22 protein-coding genes and 1 tRNA gene are annotated in these 25,451 nt (G+C 71.5%); 3 read left to right on the top strand and 20 right to left on the bottom strand.

What is annotated here, in order from left to right; genetic code table 11:
- Positions 1-33: 33 nt before the first annotated feature.
- From ASE15_RS16855 to ASE15_RS16825, 7 genes are all read right to left on the bottom strand, one after another.
- Positions 34-690 (bottom strand): TetR/AcrR family transcriptional regulator, encoded by a 657-nt coding sequence (locus tag ASE15_RS16855; protein ID WP_056652778.1) that lies wholly within the window; start codon positions 688-690, stop codon positions 34-36.
- 82 nt (positions 691-772) lie between these two features.
- Positions 773-2,044, bottom strand: coding sequence for a threonine/serine exporter ThrE family protein (locus tag ASE15_RS16850; RefSeq protein ID WP_082609033.1), 1,272 nt, complete (start codon positions 2,042-2,044; stop codon positions 773-775).
- A 144-nt stretch (positions 2,045-2,188) separates the two neighbouring features.
- Positions 2,189-2,276: transfer RNA gene (locus ASE15_RS16845), tRNA-Ser, on the bottom strand.
- A gap of 205 nt (positions 2,277-2,481) precedes the next feature.
- Positions 2,482-3,021, bottom strand: coding sequence for an ATP/GTP-binding protein (locus ASE15_RS20960; RefSeq protein ID WP_157257694.1), 540 nt, complete (start codon positions 3,019-3,021; stop codon positions 2,482-2,484).
- Between the two features lie 367 nt (positions 3,022-3,388).
- Positions 3,389-3,805, bottom strand: a complete 417-nt coding sequence (locus ASE15_RS16835; RefSeq protein WP_056652781.1) for a DUF742 domain-containing protein — start codon at positions 3,803-3,805, stop codon at positions 3,389-3,391.
- A 10-nt stretch (positions 3,806-3,815) separates the two neighbouring features.
- Complete coding sequence (locus ASE15_RS16830; protein WP_030151141.1) at positions 3,816-4,265, bottom strand: roadblock/LC7 domain-containing protein; 450 nt, start codon at positions 4,263-4,265, stop codon at positions 3,816-3,818.
- 40 nt (positions 4,266-4,305) lie between these two features.
- Positions 4,306-8,088 (bottom strand): ATP-binding protein, encoded by a 3,783-nt coding sequence (locus ASE15_RS16825; protein WP_162259145.1) that lies wholly within the window; start codon positions 8,086-8,088, stop codon positions 4,306-4,308.
- A gap of 221 nt (positions 8,089-8,309) precedes the next feature.
- On the opposite strand from ASE15_RS16825, the gene ASE15_RS16820 reads away from it, so the two are divergent.
- Positions 8,310-9,287 carry an NAD(P)H-quinone oxidoreductase gene (locus tag ASE15_RS16820; RefSeq protein WP_056764546.1) on the top strand — a complete coding sequence of 326 codons (978 nt, stop codon included), beginning with the start codon at positions 8,310-8,312 and terminating at the stop codon, positions 9,285-9,287.
- A 55-nt stretch (positions 9,288-9,342) separates the two neighbouring features.
- Positions 9,343-10,011: a bacterial proteasome activator family protein gene (locus ASE15_RS16815; protein WP_056764776.1), complete on the top strand. Its 669-nt coding sequence runs from the start codon at positions 9,343-9,345 to the stop codon at positions 10,009-10,011.
- Between the two features lie 48 nt (positions 10,012-10,059).
- Here the strand turns inward: ASE15_RS16815 and ASE15_RS16810 are convergent, their stop codons facing one another.
- The 5 genes from ASE15_RS16810 to ASE15_RS16790 all read right to left on the bottom strand — a co-directional run bounded on the left by ASE15_RS16810 (position 10,060) and on the right by ASE15_RS16790 (position 15,840).
- Positions 10,060-10,953 carry a DMT family transporter gene (locus tag ASE15_RS16810; RefSeq protein ID WP_235534505.1) on the bottom strand — a complete coding sequence of 298 codons (894 nt, stop codon included), beginning with the start codon at positions 10,951-10,953 and terminating at the stop codon, positions 10,060-10,062.
- A gap of 246 nt (positions 10,954-11,199) precedes the next feature.
- Entirely contained in the window at positions 11,200-12,138 is a 939-nt protein-coding gene (locus tag ASE15_RS16805; RefSeq protein ID WP_056652795.1) for a carbohydrate ABC transporter permease, read from the bottom strand.
- On the bottom strand, positions 12,135-13,124 hold the full coding sequence (locus tag ASE15_RS16800; protein WP_056652799.1) for a carbohydrate ABC transporter permease: 990 nt from the start codon (positions 13,122-13,124) through the stop codon (positions 12,135-12,137). The genes ASE15_RS16805 and ASE15_RS16800 overlap by 4 nt, the downstream gene beginning before the upstream one ends.
- Before the next feature lie 81 nt (positions 13,125-13,205).
- Positions 13,206-14,597: an ABC transporter substrate-binding protein gene (locus tag ASE15_RS16795; protein WP_056652802.1), complete on the bottom strand. Its 1,392-nt coding sequence runs from the start codon at positions 14,595-14,597 to the stop codon at positions 13,206-13,208.
- A gap of 241 nt (positions 14,598-14,838) precedes the next feature.
- Positions 14,839-15,840, bottom strand: a complete 1,002-nt coding sequence (locus tag ASE15_RS16790) for a LacI family DNA-binding transcriptional regulator (protein WP_056652806.1) — start codon at positions 15,838-15,840, stop codon at positions 14,839-14,841.
- A gap of 250 nt (positions 15,841-16,090) precedes the next feature.
- Here ASE15_RS16790 and map point away from each other — a divergent pair, with 250 nt between their 5' ends.
- Positions 16,091-16,873 carry a type I methionyl aminopeptidase gene (map, locus tag ASE15_RS16785; protein ID WP_056764544.1) on the top strand — a complete coding sequence of 261 codons (783 nt, stop codon included), beginning with the start codon at positions 16,091-16,093 and terminating at the stop codon, positions 16,871-16,873.
- 66 nt (positions 16,874-16,939) lie between these two features.
- Here map and ASE15_RS16780 read toward each other — a convergent pair whose 3' ends face one another.
- The 8 genes from ASE15_RS16780 to ASE15_RS16745 form a co-directional block, all read right to left on the bottom strand.
- Positions 16,940-17,506, bottom strand: a complete 567-nt coding sequence (locus ASE15_RS16780; protein WP_056652812.1) for a DJ-1/PfpI family protein — start codon at positions 17,504-17,506, stop codon at positions 16,940-16,942.
- A gap of 372 nt (positions 17,507-17,878) precedes the next feature.
- Positions 17,879-18,829, bottom strand: coding sequence for an HAD family hydrolase (locus tag ASE15_RS16775; RefSeq protein WP_369800634.1), 951 nt, complete (start codon positions 18,827-18,829; stop codon positions 17,879-17,881).
- Complete coding sequence (gene serS / locus ASE15_RS16770) at positions 18,826-20,148, bottom strand: serine--tRNA ligase (RefSeq protein ID WP_056764770.1); 1,323 nt, start codon at positions 20,146-20,148, stop codon at positions 18,826-18,828. The genes ASE15_RS16775 and serS overlap by 4 nt, the downstream gene beginning before the upstream one ends.
- Before the next feature lie 109 nt (positions 20,149-20,257).
- The gene (locus tag ASE15_RS16765) at positions 20,258-21,154 is read right to left on the bottom strand and encodes an ABC transporter ATP-binding protein (protein ID WP_082618530.1); all 897 of its coding nucleotides are present in this window, start codon (positions 21,152-21,154) and stop codon (positions 20,258-20,260) included.
- 127 nt (positions 21,155-21,281) lie between these two features.
- Positions 21,282-22,298, bottom strand: a complete 1,017-nt coding sequence (locus tag ASE15_RS16760) for an iron chelate uptake ABC transporter family permease subunit (protein ID WP_056653525.1) — start codon at positions 22,296-22,298, stop codon at positions 21,282-21,284.
- Between the two features lie 116 nt (positions 22,299-22,414).
- Positions 22,415-23,515 (bottom strand): iron chelate uptake ABC transporter family permease subunit, encoded by a 1,101-nt coding sequence (locus tag ASE15_RS16755; RefSeq protein WP_056764542.1) that lies wholly within the window; start codon positions 23,513-23,515, stop codon positions 22,415-22,417.
- Position 23,516: 1 nt separating this feature from the next.
- Positions 23,517-24,392 carry a siderophore-interacting protein gene (locus tag ASE15_RS16750; protein ID WP_056764540.1) on the bottom strand — a complete coding sequence of 292 codons (876 nt, stop codon included), beginning with the start codon at positions 24,390-24,392 and terminating at the stop codon, positions 23,517-23,519.
- Complete coding sequence (locus ASE15_RS16745; protein ID WP_056652821.1) at positions 24,392-25,381, bottom strand: ABC transporter substrate-binding protein; 990 nt, start codon at positions 25,379-25,381, stop codon at positions 24,392-24,394. Before ASE15_RS16745 ends, ASE15_RS16750 begins: the two co-directional genes overlap by 1 nt.
- Positions 25,382-25,451 lie beyond the last annotated feature (70 nt).

The following is a 25,451-nucleotide window of genomic DNA, read 5'->3' as shown; positions in this document are numbered from 1 at the left end:
TTCGGTTGCGCGCGAGTACGCGGTGAACAGGAGTCAGCGGGTGCGGCGCGACGACGCGACCGAGGCGTGCCCGGTCCGTGTCGCGTCGAGGAGCCGTTCGAGAAGGGCCGACCAGGTCTCGCGGGAGTCGACGTCGTCGACCGCCCCCGTGACCTCGACCCAGTGGAGATAGATCACGATGAGCCCGCTCATGACCGAGCCGACGAGCAGCTCGACGTCGAACGGGTCGGCCTCGGGATGGCTCGAGGCCAGTCCCGTCGTGAGGCGCGTGCTGACCTCGGCGAACACCTTGATGAGGGTCAACGCGCGGCGGGGAGAGGGGCCGCCCTCGTCCCCGAGCACCCGCGTCAGGTAGGTCAGCGGGGTCACGAAGTCGGTCGCCCGCAGGGCGTCGGCGACCTCGTCGAGCAGCGCCGCGTCCGCGTGGGCGGGGTCCGCGCTCGTCGAGAGCGCGTCGAGGCGGCCGAGCGCCGCACCGACGACCTCGCTGCAGACCTCGGTCACGACGTCGTCGAGCGAGGCGAAGTGGTTGAACACCGTGCGTCGCGAGACGTCCGCCCGTGCCGCGAGCTCGTCGACCGAGAAGGCCGTGCCGCCCGACTCGCCGATCAGGGCCGCCGCTGCGTCCACGATCGCGCGCCGGTGGCGCGCCTTGAGAGCAGCACGACGATCTCCGGTGGCGATGGACATGCTCCTACGCTAAGTGCATCGATGCACTCGGTGCAACGAGCCCGGTGAGGGACCTGTGAAGCAATCGGGCCGACTCGGGCCCCTACCGCTCGAACGTCCAGTTCTTGTCGGTGAGCATGCGCGCGACCGCGAGCCCGATCGACAGCGCGATGATGACGAGCCCGGCCTCCACGGTCGAGGCCAGCGCGTCGACCGTGGCCCCGCTGTTGAACTGGTACACCGCCCGGTAGGCCGTGACACCAGGCACCATGATCACCACGGCGGGCACGGACAGCGTGATGCGGGGAACGTTCATCGCCGGGGCGATGTAGGCCGCGAGGACGCCGACGACGAGCGCGGTCGCCGCAGCGGCGGCCTGCGACGCGAAGCCCGCGTCGATCATCAGGAGACGACCCACGTTGGCGACCATGCCGATCGACGCCGCGCCCACTGCCATCTTCCAGGGGCTGTTGAACATCAGCGCGAAGCCGAGGACGCCCGCGAAGCTGGCCAGGAGACGGAGCGCGAGGAACAGGGTGTCGTCGAGCGCGGGCGGCGGCAGCCGGTCCGGTTGGAGGCCCGCGATCGCGGACACCGCCCATACCGCGAGTGCCGCCGACGCCAGGATCATCAGCGCGTAGGTCATGCGCGCGATCCCGGCCGAGAAGTCCAGCTTGGCCAGGTCAAGAGCCGCCGTCACGAGCGCGAACCCGGGCACCAGGAACAGGACCGCGGACACGTAGCCGGCCTCGTGCCCGCCGGAGAGCCCCAGCACGTTCTCGAAGGCCAGGACGACCAGCAGGTACGCGGACGCCGCCACGGTCGCCGCGAGCATCGTCGTGCCGAACTGGTTGATCCCCTTGTGCAGCATGGCCCGGCGCACCATCTGCCCCAGGAACGCGCCGACGAACACCGCGCCGCACTCGATCACGCCGCCGTTGTTGAGGAACGCGAACGCCGCACACGCGATCGCCGCCCACAGGGCGTTGAGGAACGCGCCGTAGAGCAGGGGCTTGGCGGCGATCCGTTGGAGCTCCGCGTCGACCTCGGCGGCCGTGACGTGCTCGGGCAGGTCTCCGACGTACGACTCGAGCTCCGACAGGCGGTCCGAGTTGATGCCGACCGCACGGACCTCGGAGACCTCGGTGCGGAAGTTCCGGTCGCGGTAGGACGTGGCGGTGATCTCGGTCAGCGTCACGTGGGCAGCGGTACGGTCCAGTCCCAGGGCCCGCCCCACCCGCGTCATGTGGGACTTCACGCGGTAGCTGCCGGTCCCCGCGGAGAGCGCGAGGCGCCCGACCCGCAGAACCGTGCCGGACTGTCGGACGAGCTCGCTCGGTCCCAGGCCCGGCTCGTCGGTCGCTTCTGCTGTCACCCCGTCATGATGTCCCGTCCGTCCCCCCGGTGCACCCACGGGCGACCCGGTGAGACGGACCGGTCCACGCGTCCGGCGCGCCACCGAGCCCCTGCGACGAGGAGAGGCCCCGGTCCGCACGTGCGGTCCGGGGCCTCTCGTCGGTGGCGGAGGGCGAGGGATTCGAACCCCCGGTTGCTTGCGCAACAACGGTTTTCAAGACCGTCACATTAGGCCGCTCTGTCAGCCCTCCTGGCATGCTCCGACGCACATTCTGGCACGTCCGGGCACCTGCCGGCGCCGCCCGGCACCGACCGGGCGCTGGTGCGAGCGCCGACGGGCACGGTCGCGATGACCTCGAGAGTCTCGACCCGGCACGACGACGGCGGGTCACCCTGGGAAGGGGACCCGCCGCCGTACTGCGATCGTCGGGCCGTCCGGCCCGCGCGAGGAACGCGTCAGGCCGCGCCCGAGCGCAGCTGGCGCATCGCGAGCTGGACGAGCGAGATCAGCGTCTGCTTGGTCGCCGCACGCGAACGAGCGTCGGTGTAGAGCATGGGCACGTGCGCGGGGATCTGCAGCGCCTCGCGGACGTCCTCGAGCTTGTGCTTGGCGACGCCGTCGAAGCAGTTGACACCCACGACGAACGGGATGCCACGCGACTCGAAGTAGTCGATCGCCGGGAAGCACTGCTCCAGGCGGTCCGTGTCCACGAGCACCACGGCACCGATCGCGCCGCGCACCAGGTCGTCCCACATGAAGAGGAAGCGGTCCTGGCCCGGCGTGCCGAACAGGTAGAGCCACAGCGAGCCCGGGAGCTCGATGCGACCGAAGTCCATCGCGACCGTGGTCGTCATCTTGCGGTCGCTCACGCCACCCGCGTCGTCGACCCCCACCGAGTGCTCCGTCATCGCGGCCTCGGTGTTGAGCGGCTCGATGTCCGAGATGGAGCCGATGAACGTCGTCTTGCCCACGGCGAAGCCGCCCGCGACGACGATCTTGACGACCGTCGGCGCGGTCCGCGTCGCCTGAGGGGCGGCCGCAGGAGCTGCCGCGGGAGCGGCGGGAGCGGCGACGGGCTGAGCAGCCACCGGCTGCTGGGCCGCCGGGGCGGGCGCCTGCTGCACTGGCGGGGTCTGGTGGACCGTCGGCGCCTGCTGCGCGGCGACCGGGGCAGGGCTCTGCGGCGAGGGCGCCGGAGCCGCTGCCGCCTGCGGGCTCAGCACGCTCTGGCGGACCGGGGCCGCCGACTGCGCAGCGGGAGCCTGCACGCTGGGCGCACCGCCCCCGGGCGCGACCGGAGCCCATGACGGGCTCGCGACGGCAGGGCCGGCGCCGGGCTGCGGCTGACCGGCCGAGGCAGCGTCAGAGGGTGGAAATGCCATTGAGAACACTCTCCAAGATGCTCAGGGACAGTCCCGAGTTGCTGCCGCCGTGGCCGGTGTGGACGTTCAGCGGTGTCGACGTGTGAACCGTCAGGTAGTTGTCCTCGGCGAGGTCGGCGACGAGGATGCGGGTGACGCCGAGGGGCATCCGCAGAAGCGCTGAGAGCTCGGCGATCGACACATAGTTGTGAGCAGCGTGCTGGAGGATCGCGCGCTTCTCAGGAGGAAGGCCGTAGCTGTTCACAGCACCCGGCATCACCTCGACGAGGGCCTCGAGCGGGAGGTCCGAGGTCGCCGAACGGACACGTCCGCCGGTCACCGCGTACGGACGGACCGTCGCGGCCTCGTACGAGTCCGAGCTGTGCGCTCCCAAGCTGCCAAAAGGTGCGTTCGTCATCGACCTAACCTCATCCCACCGGGGCTCGTGTTGCTCCGTCAACAGGCAGGCTACCGCGCATCTCCGAGATCAACTGAGGCGTCAGGGTGGCCTCGGTCCGGGAGACGAGAAGCGCCATCTCGTAGCCGATCAGTCCGATGTCGCACGTGGACTCGGCGACGACGCCGAGGACCGATCCGTTCGACACGTTCATGAGGAAGAGGAAGCCGTTGTCCATCTCGACGATCGACTGACGGACGTTGCCCCCGTTGAGCTGACGTGCGGCCCCTCGGGTCAGGCTGGACATGCCGGACACGATCGCGGCGAGCTGGTCACCGCTCGTGCGGTCCAGCTGGTCGGACATCGCCATGAGCAGGCCGTCCGCAGACACCACCAGGGTGTGCCGACTTCCCGGGACGGTCCGCACGAAGTTGTCGAGCAACCACCCGAAATTGGTTGCTTCGGTGCTGAGCGCGTTCACACTTCCTCCTTGTCAGTTGCCACAGACGGCGAGCTGTTCGTTACCGCGACTGCGGCGCTGAGTCAGGGACATCATTCCCGTGCGAGGACGGGTCCGTCGACCCCGTCTCGTCGTCGGCCTCGACCCGTCCGCGGGCCGTCGCCGACTGGAAGGCCGCGAGCCGGGCTCGCAGCTGCTCAGGATCGCGATCGATCTTCGCGGTGAACCGGTCGACGTACTCCTCGCGGTTCACCGTCCGCGCGCGCCGCGTCAGCCCGGACGCCGTGACGTCGGACTGGGCCTGAGGGCTGTACGTGCCGGCAGACTCCGCGAACGCCTTGCCCTGGACCTCAGGCCCGTTGCGCAGCAGCGTCGACATCTCCTCGTAGAGCACGGCCGAGGCGATCCAGTCGGACCGTGCCTCGACGGAGTCCGACACGTAGGTCGGGTCGAGGGGCTCGATCTGCTCCTGGGCCGGCCTGCGGACCAACGGCGCCGGAGCCGCCTGCGGCGGTGCCGCGGCGGGCGGCGGCGCGAACGCGGTCGGCGCGGCCGGAGCCGCGAAGGCGACGGGCTGCGAAGCGGCCTGCGGCTGCTGGTAGGCGGCGGGCGCGGCCTGCGGCTGCTGGTAGGCAACCGGTGCAGCCTGCGGCTGCTGGTAGGCGGCGGGTGCGGCCTGCTGCACGGCGGGGGCCTGCGGCTGCTGGTACGCGGCGGCGGACGCCGACTCGTCCGCGCCCGCGGGCTGCGAGGCGAGCGCAGCAGCCGAGGGACGGATGACGGGCAGGGTACCGGTGCGGGGACGGCGGTTGAAGATCCCTCGCTTGCGCGCCTGGCTCTCGCGCAGCGACCGGCGCGTCGGCAGGTCGGCCATGAGGTCCTCGAACTTCGGCAGCGCCTCGAACGAGAGCTCCTCGGGGATCTCTTCCTGGTGCGCGGGCGCGACGGGCGCAGCCTGCCCTGCCGGAGCCTCGTGGGCCACGACCGGCGGAGCGGACTGCACGACCGGGGGCTCGAAGCTCGCCGCGGGGGGCGCGGCCGGAGCCTCGAACGCCGCGACCGGCGGAGCGGCCTGTGCGACCGGCGGAGCGAACTGCTGGACCGGCGCCTCGGCCACCGCCGGCGCGGTGCGCTGCGGAAGGTCGAGCACCGGGGCCGACGGCTCCTCGCCCCGGACCGGCAGAACGACCGGCGCCTCGACGACGGGAACCTCCGCGACCGGCGCCTCGACGACGGGAACCTCCGCCACCGGCGCGACGGGCACCTCGGCAACCGGTGCCTCGCCCTCGGACGCGCCCAGCGGCTCGATCGCGAACTGCGGGGCCCAGGTGCCGTCATCGGGCACGAAGTCCGGGACGGAGATGTCGGTCGCCGAGACGTCCGGGGCCGCGTCGAGCTCGACGGCCTGCTGCTCGGCGGTGCTCGGGTCGGTCGTGCCCAGGGCACGGAAGCTCGTGAACATCGCGGACCGCGTGCTCACGTCCAGGACGGGGATCTCGGCCGACACCGGCTGGACGGGCGGCATGACGCCGGTCGTCTCTGCGGGGCTCGTGGCACGAGCGCGGCTCGGCAGCGAGTTGCCCGTGGCTGCGACGCCCTCCGGCGGGGACCACGCGTCGGGTGCCGCGGGCAGGTCCAGGGGGAGGGACGGCGTGGCCAGCGGCGGCAGGACGATCGAGCCGGTCTGCGGACCGGGGACGAACGAGGCGCTGGGGGCAGACCCTGCAGGGTCCATGCCACGCGAACGACGACGGGGCATGCCCGTGGACGTGGCGCCGTCGGTCAGTGCAGCGAGGTCGACGGCCACGGCGACCGGGGCCTCGTGGTCGATCTGCGGGGTCGAGGTCGTGGCCGGCCCCGAGTACACGGGGGCGGCCGGCTGCGGCGCGGGCGCCGAGATCTGGTCCGCCGCGACCTGCGTGCGGTTGTCCAGCGGGTCCGTCGGCATCGGCAGCGGGACGTTGGAGTCGGGCACGAAGAGGACGTTCGGGAAGCTCACCGTGACGAGGGTCCCCGCGCCCTCGGGGGCACGCTCGAACGTGACGCGCGCGCCGAGGCGGTCGGAGATGCGTCCGACCACGTACAGGCCGAGGCGCTGCGACCCGACGACGTCCGACGCGGCGTGCGCGTTGACCTTGCGGTTCGCCTCGCCGATCTCCTCGGGGGTCATGCCGAGCCCGTGGTCGCGGATGATGATCTTGACGAAGCGCTCGTCGCGTCCCGTGCTGACCTCGACCGGGGTGTGCGGCTCCGAGAACATGGTCGCGTTCTCGAGGAGCTCGGCGATGAGGTGCGCGGCGTTGAGGGCGTTGTGCCCCAGCATGAGCGGGTCGACGACCAGGTTCAGGCGGACACGGTCGTAGAGCTCGATCTCGGACGATGCCGTACGGATGACGTCGGAGGCCGGCATGGGCTGGCGGACGCGACGACCCGAGTCGATGCCCGCGAGGACCAGGAGCGACTCCGCGTTACGACGCATCCGGGTCGCGAGGTGGTCGAGGCGGAACAGGTTCGACAGCGTGTTCGCGTCTTCCTCGGACCGCTCGAGGTCGTCGAGGAACGCGAGCTGACGGTTGAGGAGCACCTGGTCCCGGCGCGCGACGTTGACGAACATCTCGGCGATCGAGCCACGGAGAGCGGCCTGCTCCCGGGCGACCTGGATGGTCGTGGTGTTCACATCGTTGAACGCGTTGGCGAGCTGTCCGACCTCGTCGGTCGACTCGATCTCGATCGGCTGGATGCTGATCCCAGGGCCCTGCCCGGGGATCGACACCTGCTCGACGAGGCGGGGCAGCTGGTCACGCACGTCCTGGGCGGCGTCGGTCAGGCGACGCAGCGGGTTCACGATCTGGCGGGCGATGGCACCGGCCACCACGATGGTCGCGCCGAACGCCAGGAGGGTCACGAGGATCGTGATGACGGCTCGCGTCACGGCGGCGGTCGCGATGTCCGAGGCCATCTCGCCCGTCTCCGCGAGGACCTTGTCACGGACCGGGGTGATGTTCTTGAGGTCGTTGGACGAGGCTGACGCCCAGTCCTGCTGGGCGGTGGTTCCCGCTGCGCCGTTCGCGGCGAGGCCCGAACGCAGACCGACGTAGGTGCCGATCGGCGACGGGATGACCTGGTCGATCCGGAGCTCTCGGACGGCCTTGCGCGCCTGCACAGCCCTGGTGTCGCCCTCGCTGATGAGACGCGCGACGCGGAGCGACTCGTTGTCGAGGTTCCGCGGGGCACCGGGGTTCTCGCGGTTGGCCTGGATGCCGTCGAAGAGGAACTGGACCACCGGGAGCTCGAGCGAGACCTGGCTCATGAGCACGTTGGTGTCGACGTACGCGTCGAGGAACTGGGCGAGAGTTCGGTCGTCGGACGTGTCGGCGAGGACACGCGGGACGTCGAGCGCGTCGTCGATCAGGGTGTTGTACTTCGAGGTGAACCCGAGCTCCTGGATCGAGTTCGTGTCGATCTGCTTGCGGATGTCCGCGAGCTCGGCGCGGTCCTTGACCGTCGCGTCGACAGCGTCACGCACACGCTCGTCGAGCATCGACATGTTGAGGCCGGCGTACACGGCGTCGCGTCGGTCGAGGGCCTTGTCCGCCGCGAGGCGGGCCTCCTCGACCAGGGCGTCACCGTTCTCGACCCCGCGGACCCGCTGGATCTCGGCGGCTCGCTCGGCCGCGACGGCCTTTCCTGCGACGTCCTGGGTCGCGAACGCCTTGACGAGCGCCTGCGTCTGCTCGGCGACCCGCGCCTCGTTGATCGCCTGGACCGAGAAGATCGTCGCGGCCAGGAACAGGACGAGGACAGGCAGCGCGAGTGCCGCAAGGATCTTCCCGCGAACGCTCAACCTGCGGAGCATACGAACCTCTCTCCAAACCCTGTAACCAGCGGAAGTTCGTGGGTCCCGGTCGCCTCCGACCGTCCCCCACGCGCCAGACGTGCGTACTAACTATCGGTGCACTTGCCCCGCAGACCTAATCCGGTCATCCAGGGCAAGGCGGTACGTCGAGCCGCGGCTCTCCGCTGACGGACACGAGTCCTCACCGACGAGGACGTAGTGTCTTTTGTGTGCGAGCCGTCACGATAGCGGCCCCGGGCGGGCCAGAGAAACTCACCATGTCCACACTCCCCGACCCCGAACCGGGCCCCGGGGAGGTCGTGATCGACGTCGTCTCGAGTGGCGTGAACCCTGCTGACCTGCTACAACGTGCCGGCCACTACCCTCCGCCACCTGGCGCACCGGTATGGCCGGGTCTCGAGGTGTCTGGGGTGATTTCTGCCGTTGGTCCGCGTCTCACAGGGTGGGACGTGGGTGACGAGGTGGTCGCCCTCCTCGACGGCGGGGGCTACGCGGAGAAGGTCTGCGTCCGCGCCTCTCAGGTCCTGCCCCTGCCCGACGGCGTCACCCTCGTCGACGGGGCCGCCCTGCCCGAGGCGGTGTGCACGGCGTGGAGCAACCTGGTCGACGTCGGGCGCCTCGCCCGGGGCGAGGTCCTGCTCGTGCACGGCGGCTCCGGAGGAGTCGGCTCGGTCGCGACGCAGATCGGGGCCGCGCTCGGTGCCCGGGTGATCACGACCGCGGGGGGCCCCGAGCGCACGGCGCGCTGCCTCACGCTCGGCGCGGAGACCGCCGTCGACCACCGGACCCAGGACTTCGTCGCCGCGGTGCGCGACGCGTCGGGCGGCGCGGGCGCAGACGTGGTGCTCGACGTCGTCGGGGCCGCCTATCTCCCCGACAACCTCCGGGTGCTCGCGACGGGCGGACGGCTCGTCGTGATCGGGATGCAGAAGGGGCGCCGTGGTGAGCTCGACCTGGGGATGCTGCTCGCCAAGCGCGCCCAGGTGAGCGGCACGACCCTGCGCGCGCGGCCCGCCGAGGAGAAGGCCAGGCTCGTCCGCGACGTGCTCGAGCACGTCTGGCCCCTCGTCGCCGACGGGCGCGTCCGGCCCGTCGTCCACGCGAGGCTCCCGTTGGAGCGCGCCGCGGACGCGCACCGGCTCCTGGAGTCGGGCGAGGTGTTCGGCAAGGTCCTGCTGCTCCCCTGACGTGGGGTGCGCCCCGACCGTCGCGCGGAGCGCCGGTTCGGGTCAGACTGGGTCGATGAGCGACGAGCCGCGCACCGACCAGAACCCCGACCCGACCGAGACCGGGCAGCAGACCCCTCCGGAGAGCACGCAGGAGGGCCGCGAGGAAGCCCCGGCGGACGAGGACGAGGCCCAGCGCGTCACGATCGTCGGTCCCGACGGGACGGGGGTCTCGGTCGTCGCGAGCGACGACTCGACCGACGAGGACCGCAACCCGAGCGCGGTCATCGAGGAGCCTGCCAAGGTCATGCGGATCGGCGGCATGATCAAGCGCCTGCTCGAGGAGGTCCGCGACGCGCCTCTCGACGAGGCCGCGCGCAGCCGCCTCGCGGAGATCCACGAGAGGTCGCTCAAGGAGCTCGAGGAGGGGCTCTCGCCCGACCTGGTCGCCGAGCTCCACCGCATCTCGTTGCCGTTCACCGACGACGCGGTGCCGTCCGACGCCGAGCTGCGCGTGGCGCAGGCCCAGCTCGTGGGCTGGCTAGAGGGGCTCTTCCACGGCATCCAGACGGCCCTCGTGGCCCAGCAGATGGCGGCGCAGGCCCAGCTCTCGCAGATCCGCCGCGCGCTGCCGCCGGGCACGCTCCCCGTCCCGGGCATGCCCGGTCACCCCCGGCAGCACGCGCGGCCGGGCGCCCCACGCGAGGGCGACGACGGCCGGCCCTCACCGGGCCAGTACCTCTGAGACCTGCTGCACCTCGGCTCCCGCCCGCGCAGCTCGCCCCCGTGCGCCCTACGCGGGCGGCGGGTCCGTGCGCTGAGCGGTCATCGCGATGGCCCCCGAGACCAGGAGCAGGCCGACGAGCTCGAGCCACGACGGGAACTGCTGGAGCACGACAGCGCCGATCACCACCGCGGTCGCGGGCAGCATCGCGAGGAGCACGGAGAACGTCGCGGCGCTGACCCTGCGCAGGATGAGCTGCTCGAGCACGTACGGGACGACCGACGAGCACACCGCGATCCCCACGACCGCGAGGAGCAGCTGCCAGTCCTCGAGCACGGCCCCGGACGACGGCGCCAGGAACGGCGCGAAGACCAGGGCCCCCGCGGCCATCGCGACCGAGAGCGACGTGACCCCTGACCCGGCCAGGGCCACGCGGCGGCCCAGCAGGATGTACGCGGCCCAGCACGCCGCCGCGAGACCGATCGCGACGAGCCCGATCACGACGTCCTCGTGCGGCAGGTCGGACGTGAGCGTGACGCCCGCGAGGAGCACGACGCCCACCGCCGCGACCGCGATGCCACCGCGCTCGCGCCAGCCCCGCCCGGTGATCGCCGCGACCGCCACGGGACCGATGAACTCGATCGCGACCGCCGACCCGAGAGGAAGATGGTCGATCGCGACGTAGAACGTCACGTTCATGGCAGCCAGGGCCACGCCGAACACCGCGGCCCACGCGAGGGTGCGCCAGGTCCAGCGCTGGCGCCACGGGCGGCGCCACGCGAGGAGCAGCAGAGCCGCGACGACGATGCGCAGCCAGGCGACCTCGGGCGCGCCGACGACCGCGAACAGCCCCACCGCGATCGCGGCGCCGAGGTACTGGGTCAGCCCGGAGACGACGAAGAGGGCGGGCGGAGGGACCCGCCCTGCGGCGGAAGCCAGCGCACGGCTGGGGCCAGAGAGCACCCGACGACCCTACGTCGGGCCCTGCCGACCACGAGACCAGGCAGCACCTGACGACGTGTGACGCGCGACGCCGTCGGGCAGCAGGGCCTTCCCGCAACCACAGGTCACGAGTCCCCGGTGAGCCCACCACGACGCAAGGGATCACGCCCGCAGAGACGTCGGGCGGGGTCGTTCGCGCGGCCGTGGCCGGGCCTGCCGGATGGCAGGCCGCGCGAGCAACCCCGCCCGACGGCGGAGCAACGAGACTCACCCCTTGACGGAACCCGCCAGGAGACCTCGGACGAAGTACCGCTGGAGCGCCAGGAAGACGATGACCGGGACGACCATCGAGATGAACGCTCCGGCCGGCAGCAGGTGCCAGTTGGCGCCTCGCGACCCGGAGAGCTCGGCGATGCGGACCGTGAGGGGCGCGACGTCGAGCGCCGAGCCGAAGGTCAGCGCGACCAGCAGGTCGTTCCAGACCCACAGGAACTGGAAGATCCCGAACGCCGCGATGGCCGGGACCAGGAGCGGCATCAGGACCGTGAAGAAGATCCGCACGTGCCCTGCGCCGTCGACGCGAGCGGCCTCGACGAGCTCGCGCGGGATGTCCTTCATGAAGTTGTGGAACAGGAAGATCGCGAGCGGCAGCGCGAAGATCGTGTGCGAGAGCCAGACGGGCCAGAACGAGCCGTCGATGCCCCAGCTCACGTACTGCGAGAGCAGCGGCACGAGCGTGACCTGGATGGGGATGATCTGGAGCGCGAAGACCGCGACGAACAGCAGGTTGCGGCCTCGGAAGTCGATCCACGCGAACGCGTACGCCGCGAGGAGCGCCAAGGTGATGGGGATGATGACGGCCGGCAGGGTGATGACGACCGAGTTCACGAAGTAGCTCGCGAAGTTGGTCGAGCTGCCGAAGAGCGCGTCCTGGTAGTTCTCGAGCGTGAACTCGGGGTTGCTGAACGCGGTCCACCAGCCGGTGCGACGGATGTCCGCGGCGGGGCGGAACGACGTGACGAGCAACCCGAACGTCGGGATGGTCCACAGGACCGCGAGGATGATCGCGATGGCCGACGCGCTCTTGGAGCTCGCGCGACGACGGACGGCGCCCGCCCGGCGGTCGAGGCTGTCGAGCTTGCCGACGCCCTTGCCCTGCTCGGGGGTCTCGTCGACGATCGTGGTGTCGGGGATCGGGATGCTCATCGGATCTCCTCCGACGCCCGCAGCTGGCGCACGTTGTAGATGATGATCGGGATCACGAGGATGAACAGGATCACGGCGAGCGCGGCGCCGAGGCCCTTCTCGCCCTGTCGCAGGGCCTGCGTGTAGAACTCGTTCGCGACGACCGAGGTGTCGAACCGCCCGCCCGTCATGGTCCGGACGATGTCGAAGACCTTGAGGGTGCCTATCGCGATCGTCGTGAGGACCACGATGAGCGCGGGGCGGATGCTCGGGACGGTGATGTAGCGGAACATGCGCATGCCCGAGACCCCGTCGAGGCGGGCGGCCTCGACGATGTCGTCGGGGATGGCGCGGATGGCCGCGGCGAGGATCGTCATGGCGAACCCGGCCTGGATCCAGATCATGACCATGATGAGGAAGAACGTGTTCCAGGGGGCGTCGAGCAGGAACTTCTGGGGTTCGAGCCCCACCCAGACGAGGATCTGGTTCAGGAGGCCGATCTGCTGGATGTTCCCGATGTCCGCCTTGTACTCGTACATGAACTTCCAGATGATGCCCGCGCCGACCATCGAGATGGCCATGGGGAGGAAGATCAGGGTCTTGGCGAACTTCTCGAAGCGCGACCGGTCGATCACGACCGCGTAGATCAGGCCCAGCAGCGTCGAGACGAGCGGGACCACGATGACCCAGATCGCGGTGTTGCGCAGGACCACCTGGAACTCGTCGCGGGTCAGCGCGGTGATGTAGTTGTCGAGCCCGACGAACTCCGTGCTGGTGCGGTTGAAGAACGAGTCACGGACCGTCTTGATGCCCGGGTAGAGCAGCCCGAACCCGATGAGCAGGAGCGCCGGGCCGGCGAAGACCGCGGCGATCACCCAGTTGGGGACCCGCTTGGGTAGGTCCGCGAGGAAGAGGATCACGCCCATCACGACGACGAACAGGAGGATCGCGAACAGCATGACCGCGAACTTCCCTGCCGGACCGTCAGGCGTCAGTAGCCAGTCCATGGAGCACTCCTTCGTGCGATGGGGGCCCGCCATGGTGGCGGGCCCCCATCTGTGGATCGTAGGTCAGGCGTCAGCGGACGGTCAGGACGTCGGCCACGAAGCCTCGATCGCGTCGAGCACCGCGGTGTCCGACTTGTCGCTCGCGATCCACTCGGTCATCTCGGTCCAGAACGACCCTGCTCCCACGGCGGCGGGCATCATGTCCGAGCCGTCGAAGCGGAACACGTAGCTGTCGTCGGTCAGCAGACCGTACGAGAGCTGGTCGATCGGGGACTGCAGGAGGCTCTTGTCGAGCTCCTTGTTGGCGCTGATCCAGCCCTGCGGGGTCGCGGTCGCCTTGGCGTTCGACCACTCGGGGCTCGTGAGGAACGCCTGGAAGGCCTGGACCTCGGGACGGTCCGCGAACGAGACGACGAACTCGCCGCCGCCCAGGACCGGCTTGGCCTCGGTGTCGTTGCCCGGGAAGTAGAACGCGAAGACGTCGCCGTCCTCGGCCACCGTGGTGCCCTCGGGCCAGTTGGCCTGGTAGAACGACGCCTGGCGGTGCATGTAGCAGAGGCCGTCGAGGATGGGCAGGCCGCCCTCGGTGAACTCGGTCGTCGCGATCGACGAGACGTCGCCGATGCCGCCGTTGACGTAGTCGTCGTTCTTGAGCACCGTGCCGACCGTGGCGAGGGCCTCGGCGATCTGCGGGTCGTTGAACGGGATCTCGTGGTTGACCCACTGGTCGTAGACCTCGGGTCCGGCCGTGCGGAGGACGACGTCCTCCATCCAGTCGGTCGCGGGCCAGCCCGTGGCCTCGCCCGAGCCGATGCCGGCGCACCAGGGCTTGATCTCGCCGTCCGGGTTGTCCTCGACGATCTGGTCGGAGAGCGCGATGAGCTCGTCCCAGGTGGTGGGGATCTCGTAGCCGGCGTCCTCGAACATGGCCGGGGAGTACCAGACGAAGGACTTCACGTTGGCGCCGAGCGGGGTCGCGTAGAGCGTCCCGTCGACCGTCCCGTAGTCGCGCCACGACTCGGTGTAGAACTCGTCGACGTTGGCCGACGCGGCGTCCCCGACGGGGAGGATCGCGTCCGGGTAGTCCTGGACGAGGCTCTTGAGGAAGCCCGGCTGGGGGATGTAGGCGATGTCCGGCGCGCTGCCGGACTGGATGCGGATGGGCAGCTGCGCCTCGAACTCCTTGGAGCCCTCGTACTTGATGGTGGCGCCCGTGCAGTCCTCGAACGGCTTGTAGGACTCCTGCTGCTGCTCGGCCTCGGTGTCGACGATCGTCGTGTAGACCGAGACCGTCTTGCCCGAGAGGTCGCCGTACTCCTCGTAGGCGGAACAGTCCGCGGTCGCGGCCTCGGTGTCTCCGGCGTCGCCTCCGTCGCCGCTGCCGCTGCACGCGGTGAGCACGATGGCGAGGCTCGCGCCGCCAGCGACGGCCGCGAGCGCGCGGCGCTTGATGGACAGGGTGCTTCTTGCCATGACTTTTCCTCCACAACGTTGTGGTGCTGACATCGCGGTCGGCCCGCAGGTGTCGCAGTCACGTCGGCCACGACGCGACTGCCCCACTGCTCATGCAAGCGTTTACATCTCGGTTGCGCAAGCACAAGCAGGGGTCACTTCAGTAACGATTCCGTTACTCATGACGCCTCGCAACCGCCCAACGTGGTCACGCTCCCACATCTGTGACCTGCGAAAGCCCCGGAACGCCGCGGAACCGGCGTCAACGAGGACGTGCGGTCGAGGTCCGCCGGACGAGGCGCGTCGGGTACGTCAGGCTCTCGGGGACGGGCGCGCCGTTGATCATCTCCATGAGCAGCATCGAGGCGTCCGCGCCCTGCTGGTAGGCGTCCTGCCCGATCGTCGTGAGCCCGACCAGCTCGCCCAGGTCGTGCCCGTCGACCCCGATGACCGACAGGTCCCCGGGCACGTCCAGCCCCAGGTCACGGGCCGCGAGGATCGCTCCCATCGCCATCTCGTCCGAGGCCGCGAAGATCGCCGTGACGTCGGGCCTGCGGCGCAGCAGCTCCCTGGTCGACGACCGTCCGCCCTCGACGTCGAACCCCCCGTTGGCCACGAGCCCGGCCGAGACCTCCAGGCCCGCGGCGACCAGCGCGCGCTCGTAGCCCGTCGAGCGCTCGACGGGCGGCGACCACGACGAGACCAGGTCAGGCATGCCCGTGACGTGCCCGATCACGCGGTGCCCCAGGTCGATCAGGTGCCACGTCGCGAGGGAGCCCGTGCGGACGTCGTCGAGCCGGACCGTGACCTGGTCCGCGGGGCCCGAGCCCACGAACGCGAGCGGGGTGCCCAGCTCGACGAGCGAGCGGACCTCGTCGTCGTCGAGCGGGAGCCCCACCACCAGGGTCCCGTCGACGCGCCGCCGCAGCACCGTGGGGTCGACCTTGCGCCGCGGCCGGTCCTCCCCCACCTCGAACGTGTAGAGCAGCACGTCGTAGCCCACCGAGCGCAGCGCCCGCTCGGCGCCCTCGATCACGTTGGCGAAGAACCAGCGGCTGACCCACGGGGTGATCACGCCGATCGTGCGGGTCCTGCCCGTCGCGAGCGAGGCCGCAGACGGCGACGGGACGTACCCCAGCTCCTCGGCCACGGCCCGGACCCGTGCGCGCGTCGCCGCCGAGACGTTCGGGAGTCCGCGCAGGGCTCGCGAGACCGTCGCCGTCGAGACCCCGGCCGCCTGCGCTACCTCGTCGATTCCTGCCACGAGGAGCGATTCTCCCCCTCACGGGAGTCAGAAGCGATTCGCGCCCGGCATGCGCGCACCGGGCGCGCGTCGTCCGCCGGCACCGGACCGAGGCGCACCCCACCCCACGACCACCCCGCGACAGCAGGCCGTCGCCACCCGGGAGTTGCACCCCGCCTGCCCTCCCGTGACACCCTGGGAGCAGGTCGGAGAGCCCTGCGGAACCCCGCGGTGGACCCGGCACACCCGAGCACGCACCGAGAGGAACACCATGATCGAGCTGAGGACCCCCCGCGAGATCGAGCAGATGCGCCCGGCCGGCCGCTTCGTCGCGGACGTCCTCACGCAGGTCAGCGCCGCCGCGAAGGTCGGCATCAACCTGCTCGAGCTCGACGCCCTGGCCCACCGGATGATCAAGGAGCGGGGCGCCGAGTCCTGCTACATCGACTACCACCCCTCGTTCGGGGCGAGCCCGTTCGGCAAGGTCATCTGCACCTCGGTCAACGACGCCGTCCTGCACGGCCTGCCGTTCGACTACCGCCTTCAGGACGGCGACCTGCTGAGCCTCGACTTCGCGGCCTCGGTCGACGGCTGGGTCTCCGACAGCGCGGTGTCGTTCGTCGTCGGGAACCCGCGCGCGGGCGACCGCGGCGTCGCCGACCAGAAGCTCATCGAGGCGACCCAGGACGCGCTCGCCGCGGGCATCGCGGCCGCGCAGCCGGGCAACAAGATCGGTGACATCTCGGCGGCGATCGCGGCCGTCGGGCACGGGGCCGGCTACCGCATCAACACCGACTTCGGCGGGCACGGCGTGGGCCGCACCATGCACGGCGACCCCCACGTGCCCAACGACGGCCGCAAGGGCCGCGGCTTCCCGCTCAAGCCGGGCCTCGTGATCGCGATCGAGCCGTGGTTCCTCGAGACGACCGACGAGATCTTCACCGACCCCGACGGCTGGACGCTGCGCAGCGCCGACGGCTCGCGCGGCGCGCACTCGGAGCACACGGTCGCGATCACCGAGGACGGGCCGCTCGTCCTGACGGCGCGCGACTGACGCTCGGTCGCTCGCTCGCGAGGTAGAGGGCGGTCCCCCTCTACCTCGCGGCCGAGGGAGATCGCCTCACGCCACGGGCGCCGACGCCTCGAGCAGCTTCATGAACTCACGCATCCACGCCGGGTGGTCGGGCCAGGCTCGCCCCGTGACGAGGTTGCCGTCGACGACACCTGCCCCGTCCTCGAAGATCCCTCCGCCCGCCTCGACGTCGAGCCGCAGCTCCGGGTAGGCCGACGACGTCCTCCCCTCGAGCACGCCCGCCGCCGCGAGCAGCATGGGTCCGTGACAGATCGCCGCGACCGGTGCCCCCGCAGCGAAGAAGTGCTGCACGATCCGCTGCGCGTCGGGGTCGTTCCTGATGTACTCCGGCGCACGGCCGCCCGGCACCACGAGCGCCACGTAGTCCGAGGGGTCGACGTCGGCGAACGCGACGTCGGCCGCGAGCGTGTGGCCGAGCTTCTCGGTGTACGTGTCGAACCCGTCGACGAAGTCGTGCACGACGAGCTGGACCTTGCGCTTCGAGGGCGCCGCGACGTCGACCTCGTAGCCCGCCTCCAGCAGCCGCTGGTAGGGGTAGAAGACCTCGAGGGTCTCGCCGCCGTCACCGGTCAGGAGGATCACCTTGGGAGCCATGCCGCACCTCCGTGCATGTCGTCGCGCTGCGCCGCGCGAGAGCGTCCGGGCGGCGCCGGTGCCGCCGGTCCACTCAGCGTGCGCCGCGGCGACGACGCGGGCAAGGGCGGTTCACACCAGGTGAGAAACACACGCCCGACGGCGTCGCGCACCACCCGACGAGGCGTCGCTACGCTCGCCCCATGACCGCAACGTCGCGGCGAGCCGGTCCTGCGAGGCCCACGCCGCGAGGTAGAACGTCCTGCGCGAGGTAGTACGCAGCGCGTTCTACCTCGCGCAATGCGTTCTACCTCGCCGTGCGAGCGGTGACGGGCCTCTTGTAGAACGTCGCCGAGTCCTCGTACCCCAGCCTCGCGAACAGCCCGCGAGCCCTCAGACCAGGCTCTGCAGCACCGCGACCGCGCCGGCCTCGTCGATGCTGCCCGTGACCTCGTCAGCCGCGTCCTTGACCTCGGGCTCGGCGTGGCCCATGGCCACCCCGCGACCGGCCCAGCGCAGCATGTCGATGTCGTTGCTGCCGTCGCCCACGGCCACGGTCGCCCCCGGCGCCACGCCCAGCAGGCCACGCACGCGCTCGAGCGCGCTCGCCTTGGTCACGCCCAGCGGCGCGATGTCCATCCACGCCGTCCAGCCGACCGCGTACGTCACGTCGCTCAGCCCGAGCGAGCGTGCGAGCTCGCTGAAGGCCTCGCTCGTGGACCCGGGGCTGCGCACGACGACACGCGTGACCTCGCCCGACCACAGCTCCTCGAAGTCGACCACGTCGTGCACGCCGTCGAGCTCGCCGTGCGGGAAGAGGTCGTTCATGCGGAAGCCGACGCCCACGTCCTCGACCGCGAACAGCGCGTCGGGAAGCTGGTCTCGCAGCAGCCGCAGCGCGTTCTCCGGGTTGAACGTGATCATCTCGTCGACCACGTAGCCCGTGGGCGAGGCGTCGTCGAAACGAGCCGTCACGGCACCGTTCGAGCACACCATGTACCCCTCGGCCAGTCCGAGGCGCTCGGCGATGGGCAGCACCGCGATGAGCGAGCGGCCCGACGACAGCATCACGTGGTGCCCCGCCGCGCGCACGGCCGCGACGGCCTCCACGACACCGTCGCTCAGGACGTCGTCGTGGCTCAGGATCGTCCCGTCGATGTCGAGCGCGACGAGCAGCGGGCCCTCCCCCGGGCGGGCCGGGTGCGCGGGAGACGCGGCAGCGGCCTCCCCGGCAGCAGGATCCGTGCCCGACGGCGCCACCTCGCCCGGGGACGGCGACGCACCTGAGGGCGCGGCGTCGTCGGGCCGGGTGGTGGTCCTGACGTCCGGCGAAGGCCCCGTCACTTCGTGGCCTTCGACGAGCCCTTCGGCGATCCGGCCGACGGCGCGACCGGCTCGAGGACCTCGAGCCCGCCCAGGTAGGGCCGCAGGCCCTCCGGGACACGGACCGAGCCGTCGGGCTGCTGGTGGTTCTCGAGGATCGCGACGATCCAGCGCGTCGTGCCCAGCGTGCCGTTGAGCGTGGCGACCGTGCGGGTCTCCGCCTTGCCGTCGATCTCGACGCGCTCGCGCACGCCCAGGCGGCGGGCCTGGAACGTGGTGCAGTTCGAGGTCGAGGTGAGCTCGAGGTAGCGCTCCTGCGTGGGCAGCCAGGCCTCGCAGTCGAACTTGCGGGCCGCGCTCGACCCCAGGTCGCCCGCGGCCGTGTCGATCACGCGGTACGGGAGCTCGCACTTGCTCAGCATGGCCTCCTCCCAGCCCAGGAGGCGCTGGTGCTCGGCCTCGGCGTCGGCCGGGTCGATGTAGCTGAACATCTCGACCTTGTGGAACTGGTGCACGCGGATGATGCCGCGCGTGTCCTTGCCGTACGAGCCGGCCTCGCGGCGGTAGCACGCGCTCCAGCCCGCGTAGCGCTTGGGGCCCTCCGACAGGTCGAGGATCTCGCCCGAGTGGTAGCCCGCGAGCGCGACCTCGCTCGTGCCGACCAGGTACAGGTCGTCGGCCTCGAGGCGGTAGATCTCGTCCGCGTGGGCGCCCAGGAAGCCCGTGCCCTGCATGATCTCGGGGCGCACGAGCGTGGGCGTGATGACGGGCGTGAAGCCCTCCTGGATCGCCTGGTCCATCGCGGCGTTGAGCAGCGCGAGCTCGAGGCGCGCCCCGATGCCCGTGAGGTAGTAGAACCGCGCCCCTGACACCTTGGCGCCGCGCTCGGTGTCGATCGCGCGCAGGCCCTCGCCCAGCTCGAGGTGGTCGCGGGGAGTGAAGCCCTCGGCCGCGAAGTCGCGGATGGTGCCCTCCTCGCGGAGCACGACGTAGTCGTCCTCGCCGCCCGGAGGGGCGCCCTCGATCACGTTCGAGATCTTGTAGAGGACGTCCTTGAGCTGCGCCTCGGCGTCGTCGGCGTCCTTCTGCCGGGCCTTGACGCCCTCGGCGAGCTGCTTGGTGTGCGCGAGCAGGGCGGACTTCTCCTCGCCCTGCGCCTGGGCGACCTTCTTGCCCAGGGACTTCTGCTCGGCACGCATCTGCTCGAAGTCCGTCAGCGCGCTGCGACGGCGGGAGTCGGCGTCGAGCGCCTGGTCCACGAGGGCGGGGTCGTCGCCGCGAGCCACCTGGCTGGCGCGGACGACGTCGGGGTTGTCGCGCAGAAGTCGAAGATCGATCACCACTAGAGGGTATCCAACGTGCGGGAGGGCGCGGCACGGGGCCCGCCGAGGGGGACCCGAGCGGACGCCGCGGGTGACGCGCACCGGTCACCCCCGGCGGGCGAGCCCGTCACCCCCGGCGACCCAGCGGGATCACCAGCGGCGTGCCCGTGACCGGGTCGTCGATGATCGTGCACCGCAGCCCGAACACCTCCTCGACCAGCTCGGCCGTGACGATCTCCCCCGGCGCCCCCTGCGCGACCACGGCCCCGTCCTTCATCGCGACCAGGTGCGTCGCGTAGCGGCACGCGTGGTTGAGGTCGTGCAGCACCGCGACGAGCGTGCGCCCCTCGCGGTTGAGGTCGCCGAACAGCTCGAGCAGCTCGATCTGGTGCGCGATGTCGAGGAACGTCGTGGGCTCGTCGAGCAGCAGCAGCTCGGTCTCCTGCGCGAGCACCATGGACACCCACACGCGCTGGCGCTGCCCGCCCGACAGCTCGTCGACGGGCCGCGCCGACAGCGGCGTGACCTGCGTGGCCGCGAGCGCCCGCACCACGGCGTCCTCGTCGTCGCGCGACCACTGCCGCAGGAGCTTCTGGTGCGGGTAGCGGCCGCGCGCGACGAGGTCCGCGACCGTGATGCCGTCGGGCGCGATCGACGTCTGGGGCAGGAGCCCGAGCCGGCGCGCGACCTCCTTGGCCTTGTAGGACGTGATGGCCTTGCCGTCGAGCACGACCTGCCCGGCGCTCGGGGTGAGCAGCCGCGACAGCGCGCGCAGCAGGGTCGACTTGCCGCACGCGTTGGGTCCCACGATCACGGTGAACGACCGGTCGGGGATCGCGACGTCGAGCCCCTGGGACACGATGCGCTCGTGGTACCCGATGCTGAGGCCTTCGGCGCGCAGCCGGGGCTCGCCGGGGGTCAGGAGGGTGGCCTGGGGAGGAGCGACCTGCCCGACGGCGGGGCTCGCCGCGGGTGCGTCGGCCTCGGCCGAGGTCGTGGTCACCGGGTGCGTCGTGGCGGTCATCGCCGTCTCCTCGGGAGGGGTGGGGCTGGTCGGGGGTGCGTCGGGGGTGCGTCGGCGGCCGGCACGGACAGCGTGGCCGGGGCCGTGCGGGTCGCGGGCCGGCGGGTCGCGGGTCGGGTCCAGGTGCTCACTGCCGCCTCGCCTCCCGGGCGAGCAGCCACACGAGGTAGCAGCCGCCGATGCTCACGGTCACGACGCCCACCGGCAGCTGGGTGGGCGCGAACGCCCGCTGTGCGACCAGGTCGCTCGCGGCGAGCAGCGCGGCCCCCATGGCGGCCGAGGACGCGAGCCCGACGGTCGCGCCGCGCGTGAGGCGGCGGGCGAGCTGGGGGGCCGCGAGCGAGATGAACGCGATGGGTCCGGCCGCGGCCGTGACGAGCGCGGTCAGGGCGACGCCCACGACGACGAGCGAGAGCCGCGTGCGCTCGGAGCGGACCCCGAGGGCCTGCGCGGCGTCGTCGCCCATCTCGAGGACGTTCATGCGTCGCCCCAGGAGGAACAGCGGCGGCACGAGGACCGCGAGGATGAGCACGACCGGCAGGACCTGGGTCCACGACAGCCCGTTGAGGCTGCCCGCTCCCCAGGTCGCGGCGGCCATGGCACGCGAGAGCTCGGCCTTGAGGATGAGCCACGTGTTGACCGACGCGAGCATCGCGCTGATCGCGATGCCCACGATGATGAGCCGGAAGCCCTGGACGCCGTTCTTGTACGCGAGCAGGTAGACGATGCCCGCGGTCGCGAGCCCGCCGATCATGGCCCCGGCCGCGACCGCGCCGTACGAGCCCCCCAGGACCAGGATCACGACGAGCGCGCCGGTGTAGGCGCCCGTGTTGAACCCGATGATGTCGGGGCTGCCGAGGGGGTTGCGGGTCAGCGACTGGAAGATCGCGCCGCTCATCCCCAGCGCCCCGCCCAGCAGGATCGCGAGCAGGACGCGCGGCAGGCGCCACTCGACCACGACCATGCGGACCACGTCGGAGGCCTCGCCCGTCAGGGCGCGCAGGACGTCGGGCACGGGCACCGCGTAGTCGCCCACGCCGAGCGCGACGACGCCCACGGCCGCGGCGAGCAGCACGAGCACGAGGGTCACGACGGCGGCTCGCACGTCGAGGCGCGCGGAGAACCCTCCGCGTCGCGAGCGCAGGACGCGTGTGGGCCGGCCGAAGTCGAGGCGCGCACCGGCCGACGGGGCGCCCGCGGGTGCCGGGGAGGTGCCCGAGACGTCGGGCCCCCCGGGGAGCGGGGTCTGCACGGGAGCCGTCACAGCCCGCTCACCTGCCTGCGTCGCACGAGCCAGATGAGGACGGGGGCGCCGATGAACGCCGTGACGATGCCGACCTGCAGCTCGGCGGGCCGCAGGACCAGGCGCGCTGCGACGTCGGACACCAGGAGCAGGACGGGCGACAGGACGAGCGTGTAGGACAGGATCCACCGCTGGTCCGGGCCCACGATCCAGCGCGCGACGTGCGGGACCATGAGCCCCACGAACCCGATGGGGCCCGCGGCGGCCGTCGCGGCCCCGCACAGGAGCGTCACGGCGATCACGACGATCGTGCGGGTCCGGTTGATGTGGGCGCCGAGGGACCGGGCCAGGTCGTCACCCAGCGCGACCGCGTTGAGCGGGCGCGCCGCGACGACCGCGAGCACGACCCCCACGAGGATGAACGGCGTGACCGTCCCGACCATCTCCCACGAGCGGTTGCTGAGCGTGCCCGCTCCCCAGTAGCGCATCTTGTCGAAGACCTGCGGGTTGAGCAGCGTGATCCCCGACGAGATCCCGCCCAGCACCGCGCCGATCGAGATCCCGGCGAGCGTGAGCCGGACGGGCGTCGCGCCCCCGCGTCCGAGCGAGCCGATGAGGTACACGACGACCGTCGTGACGATCGCCCCGAGGAACGCGAACCAGATGTACTGCTGGATGTTGACGACGCCGAACGTCGCGACCCCAAGTACCACGGCGAAGCCCGCGCCCGCGTTGACGCCCAGGATGCCGGGGTCGGCGAGCGGGTTGCGCGTCAGGGCCTGGATCAGCGCACCCGAGAGCCCGAGCGCGACGCCGACCAGCAGGCCGAGGGCCGTGCGGGGCAGGCGCAGGTCGCGCAGGATGACCACGTCGTTCGGGTCCGCGCCGGGCGCTCCGACCAGCGCGGACCACACCGAGGGCAGCGGGATCGTCTTGGAGCCCACCGCGAGGCTCACGAAGAGCATCAGGACCAGGACCCCGACGGCGACGAGCAGCCACGCGGTCCGCGACGCGTTGGTCGCGGCGAGGCCGGGCGCCCTGTCGGCGGCCGGGGCGGGGGCTGCCGACGAGGCCGGCGGGGCGCCGGCCCCTGCGGGGGCCCGTTCGGTCGTCGTCATCTCACAGCCCCAACGACTCGAGCTTGTCGAAGTACGCGTCGGTGATCTCTTCCTCGTCACGCTCCTCGTCGGCCCACAGGGAGTCGATCCACGCCTTGACGCTCGGGTCGAGGTTCTCCCAGCGCTCCTCCCACTCCTCGGCCCCCGCGGTCCAGTACCCGATGGTCTTGTAGGCCGTGACGGGCAGCCCGCGCTCGTGGCGCAGGTACTTGCGGACGGCGCGCAGCACCTTGGTCTCGCCCGCGAACCAGACGTACCCGACGCCGTCGGGCAGGTCGATGCTCCGCAGGATCTCCTCGAGCCGGCACGGGCCGTGGCCGTTGCCGCCGTAGACCCACGCGATGTCGACGTCGGGGTTCACGGGGAAGGACTGGCGGTGGCCCGCGTCGGGGACCTCGACGACGACGCGCGTGCGCACGCCCGCCGGGGCCTGCTCGATCAGTCGGCCGACCGCGGGCAGGCCCGTCGCGTCCGCGAGGAGGATCTGCCACGCGAGGTCCGCGGGCGGGTCGTACAGCCCGCGGGGGGAGTTCAGCCCGACGACGTCGCCCGGCTTCGCCTGCTGGGCCCAGGTCGCGGCGACTCCCCCGTCGTGCACGACGAAGTCGATCACGACCAGGCCCGGCGCGGGCACCGCGCGGACCGTGTAGGTCCGCATGGGTGACGCCTGGACGCCCTCGGGGTAGTCCCACGAGTCCTCGGTCGCGAACGGCAGGACGGGTTCGGCCTCGCCCGGCGTGGGCAGGAAGACGCGCAGGTACTCGTCGCCCACGCCCGTCGACTCGAAGTCCGCGAGCCCCTCGCCGCCCAGCGTGACCCGGATCATGCCCGGGGTCAGGCGCTCGACCGCCACGACCTCGGCCCGGTGGATGCGCATCACGGCAGCAGCGCCTTCTCGACGACCTCGAGGAACGCGTACTGGCCGCTGGGCGACCCGTAGACCATCTCGAGGTCGTGGACCGCGACGTTCTGGTTCGTGACGAACGGCAGCGCGGCCCACAGGCCGTTGCCCGCGAGCTCGGCGAACGGGTCGTCGAGCTCGCCCGTCTTCTCGTCCGGCGCGGTCGAGGTGAAGGCCCAGTCGATGCCCGCGAGCTGCTCGAGCTGCTCGGTGCCGAGCGTCGTGCCCTCCTCGGGCTCGACGAGCGGCGAGATCTTCAGGCCCAGGTCCTTGAAGACCAGGCAGGGCGTGCCGTAGCAGGACACGATGATCTCCCCGTCGCCGTAGCCCACGGGGGCGACGACCGGGTCGATGCCGGCCTCGGCGAGGCGGGCCTTCACGTCGTCGACCTTGGCCTGGTACCTCGCGGTCCAGGCGTCGTGCTCCTCGACCCTGTCGAACGCCTCCGCGACCTCGGCGAAGCTCTCGCGCCAGTCGCGGCCGTCGAACCCGTTGAAGCTGTAGGTCGGGGCGATGTCGGGGAGCTTGGTCACGAGCTCGTCGTCGTAGCCCAGACCGTTGAGGATCACGTCCGGCTGGGCCGCGAGGATCTCCTCGTAGTTGTACTCGGGGAAGTTCTCGAACGACTTGATGCCCGCGAGCGCGTCCTGGTCGAAGAACGACGGGAAGGTCGTGTACCCCTGCGAGCGGATGGGCTGCGACCCCGCGAGCGGGATGCCCAGGGTGATGAGCATGTCGAGGTCGGTCGTGTACACCCCGAGCGCGGCCTGCGGGTCGGCCGGGATCGTGGTCTCGCCGAACGCGCTCTGGACCGTGCGGGTCCCGGCATCGTTCGTGTCGGCGCCGCTCGTGCCGCCGCTGTCCCCGGCGTCGGTCCCCGACGCGCACGCGCCCAGGAGCAGGGCGAGCGTGGCGGCCGAGGCGGTCGCGAGCAGGGTGGACCGGCGGGTGGTGCGTGTGGTCATGGGACTTCCTGGTTCGGGTGGCCGCGGGGTCGCGGCGAGGACGGAGCTGTCGTGGGAGCCCGCGGTCGCG

Origin of the sequence: Oerskovia sp. Root22, assembly GCF_001429135.1 — a bacterium.
Taxonomy (GTDB): domain Bacteria; phylum Actinomycetota; class Actinomycetes; order Actinomycetales; family Cellulomonadaceae; genus Oerskovia; species Oerskovia enterophila.
The sequence above is the reverse complement of the archived record's forward strand: the minus strand, read 5'-3'. Positions and strand labels throughout refer to the sequence as shown.

Coding starts and splice junctions, on each gene's coding strand:
- ASE15_RS16745 (WP_056652821.1), bottom strand. CDS start 25,381: ATGACCACACGCACCACCCGCCGGTCCACCCTGCTCGCGACCGCCTCG.
- ASE15_RS16755 (WP_056764542.1), bottom strand. CDS start 23,515: ATGACGACGACCGAACGGGCCCCCGCAGGGGCCGGCGCCCCGCCGGCC.
- ASE15_RS16780 (WP_056652812.1), bottom strand. CDS start 17,506: ATGGCTCCCAAGGTGATCCTCCTGACCGGTGACGGCGGCGAGACCCTC.
- ASE15_RS16765 (WP_082618530.1), bottom strand. CDS start 21,154: ATGACCGCCACGACGCACCCGGTGACCACGACCTCGGCCGAGGCCGAC.
- map (WP_056764544.1), top strand. CDS start 16,091: ATGATCGAGCTGAGGACCCCCCGCGAGATCGAGCAGATGCGCCCGGCC.
- ASE15_RS16750 (WP_056764540.1), bottom strand. CDS start 24,392: ATGCGCATCCACCGGGCCGAGGTCGTGGCGGTCGAGCGCCTGACCCCG.
- ASE15_RS16795 (WP_056652802.1), bottom strand. CDS start 14,597: ATGGCAAGAAGCACCCTGTCCATCAAGCGCCGCGCGCTCGCGGCCGTC.
- ASE15_RS16800 (WP_056652799.1), bottom strand. CDS start 13,124: ATGGACTGGCTACTGACGCCTGACGGTCCGGCAGGGAAGTTCGCGGTC.
- ASE15_RS16815 (WP_056764776.1), top strand. CDS start 9,343: ATGAGCGACGAGCCGCGCACCGACCAGAACCCCGACCCGACCGAGACC.
- ASE15_RS16855 (WP_056652778.1), bottom strand. CDS start 690: ATGTCCATCGCCACCGGAGATCGTCGTGCTGCTCTCAAGGCGCGCCAC.
- ASE15_RS16835 (WP_056652781.1), bottom strand. CDS start 3,805: ATGACGAACGCACCTTTTGGCAGCTTGGGAGCGCACAGCTCGGACTCG.
- ASE15_RS16805 (WP_056652795.1), bottom strand. CDS start 12,138: ATGAGCATCCCGATCCCCGACACCACGATCGTCGACGAGACCCCCGAG.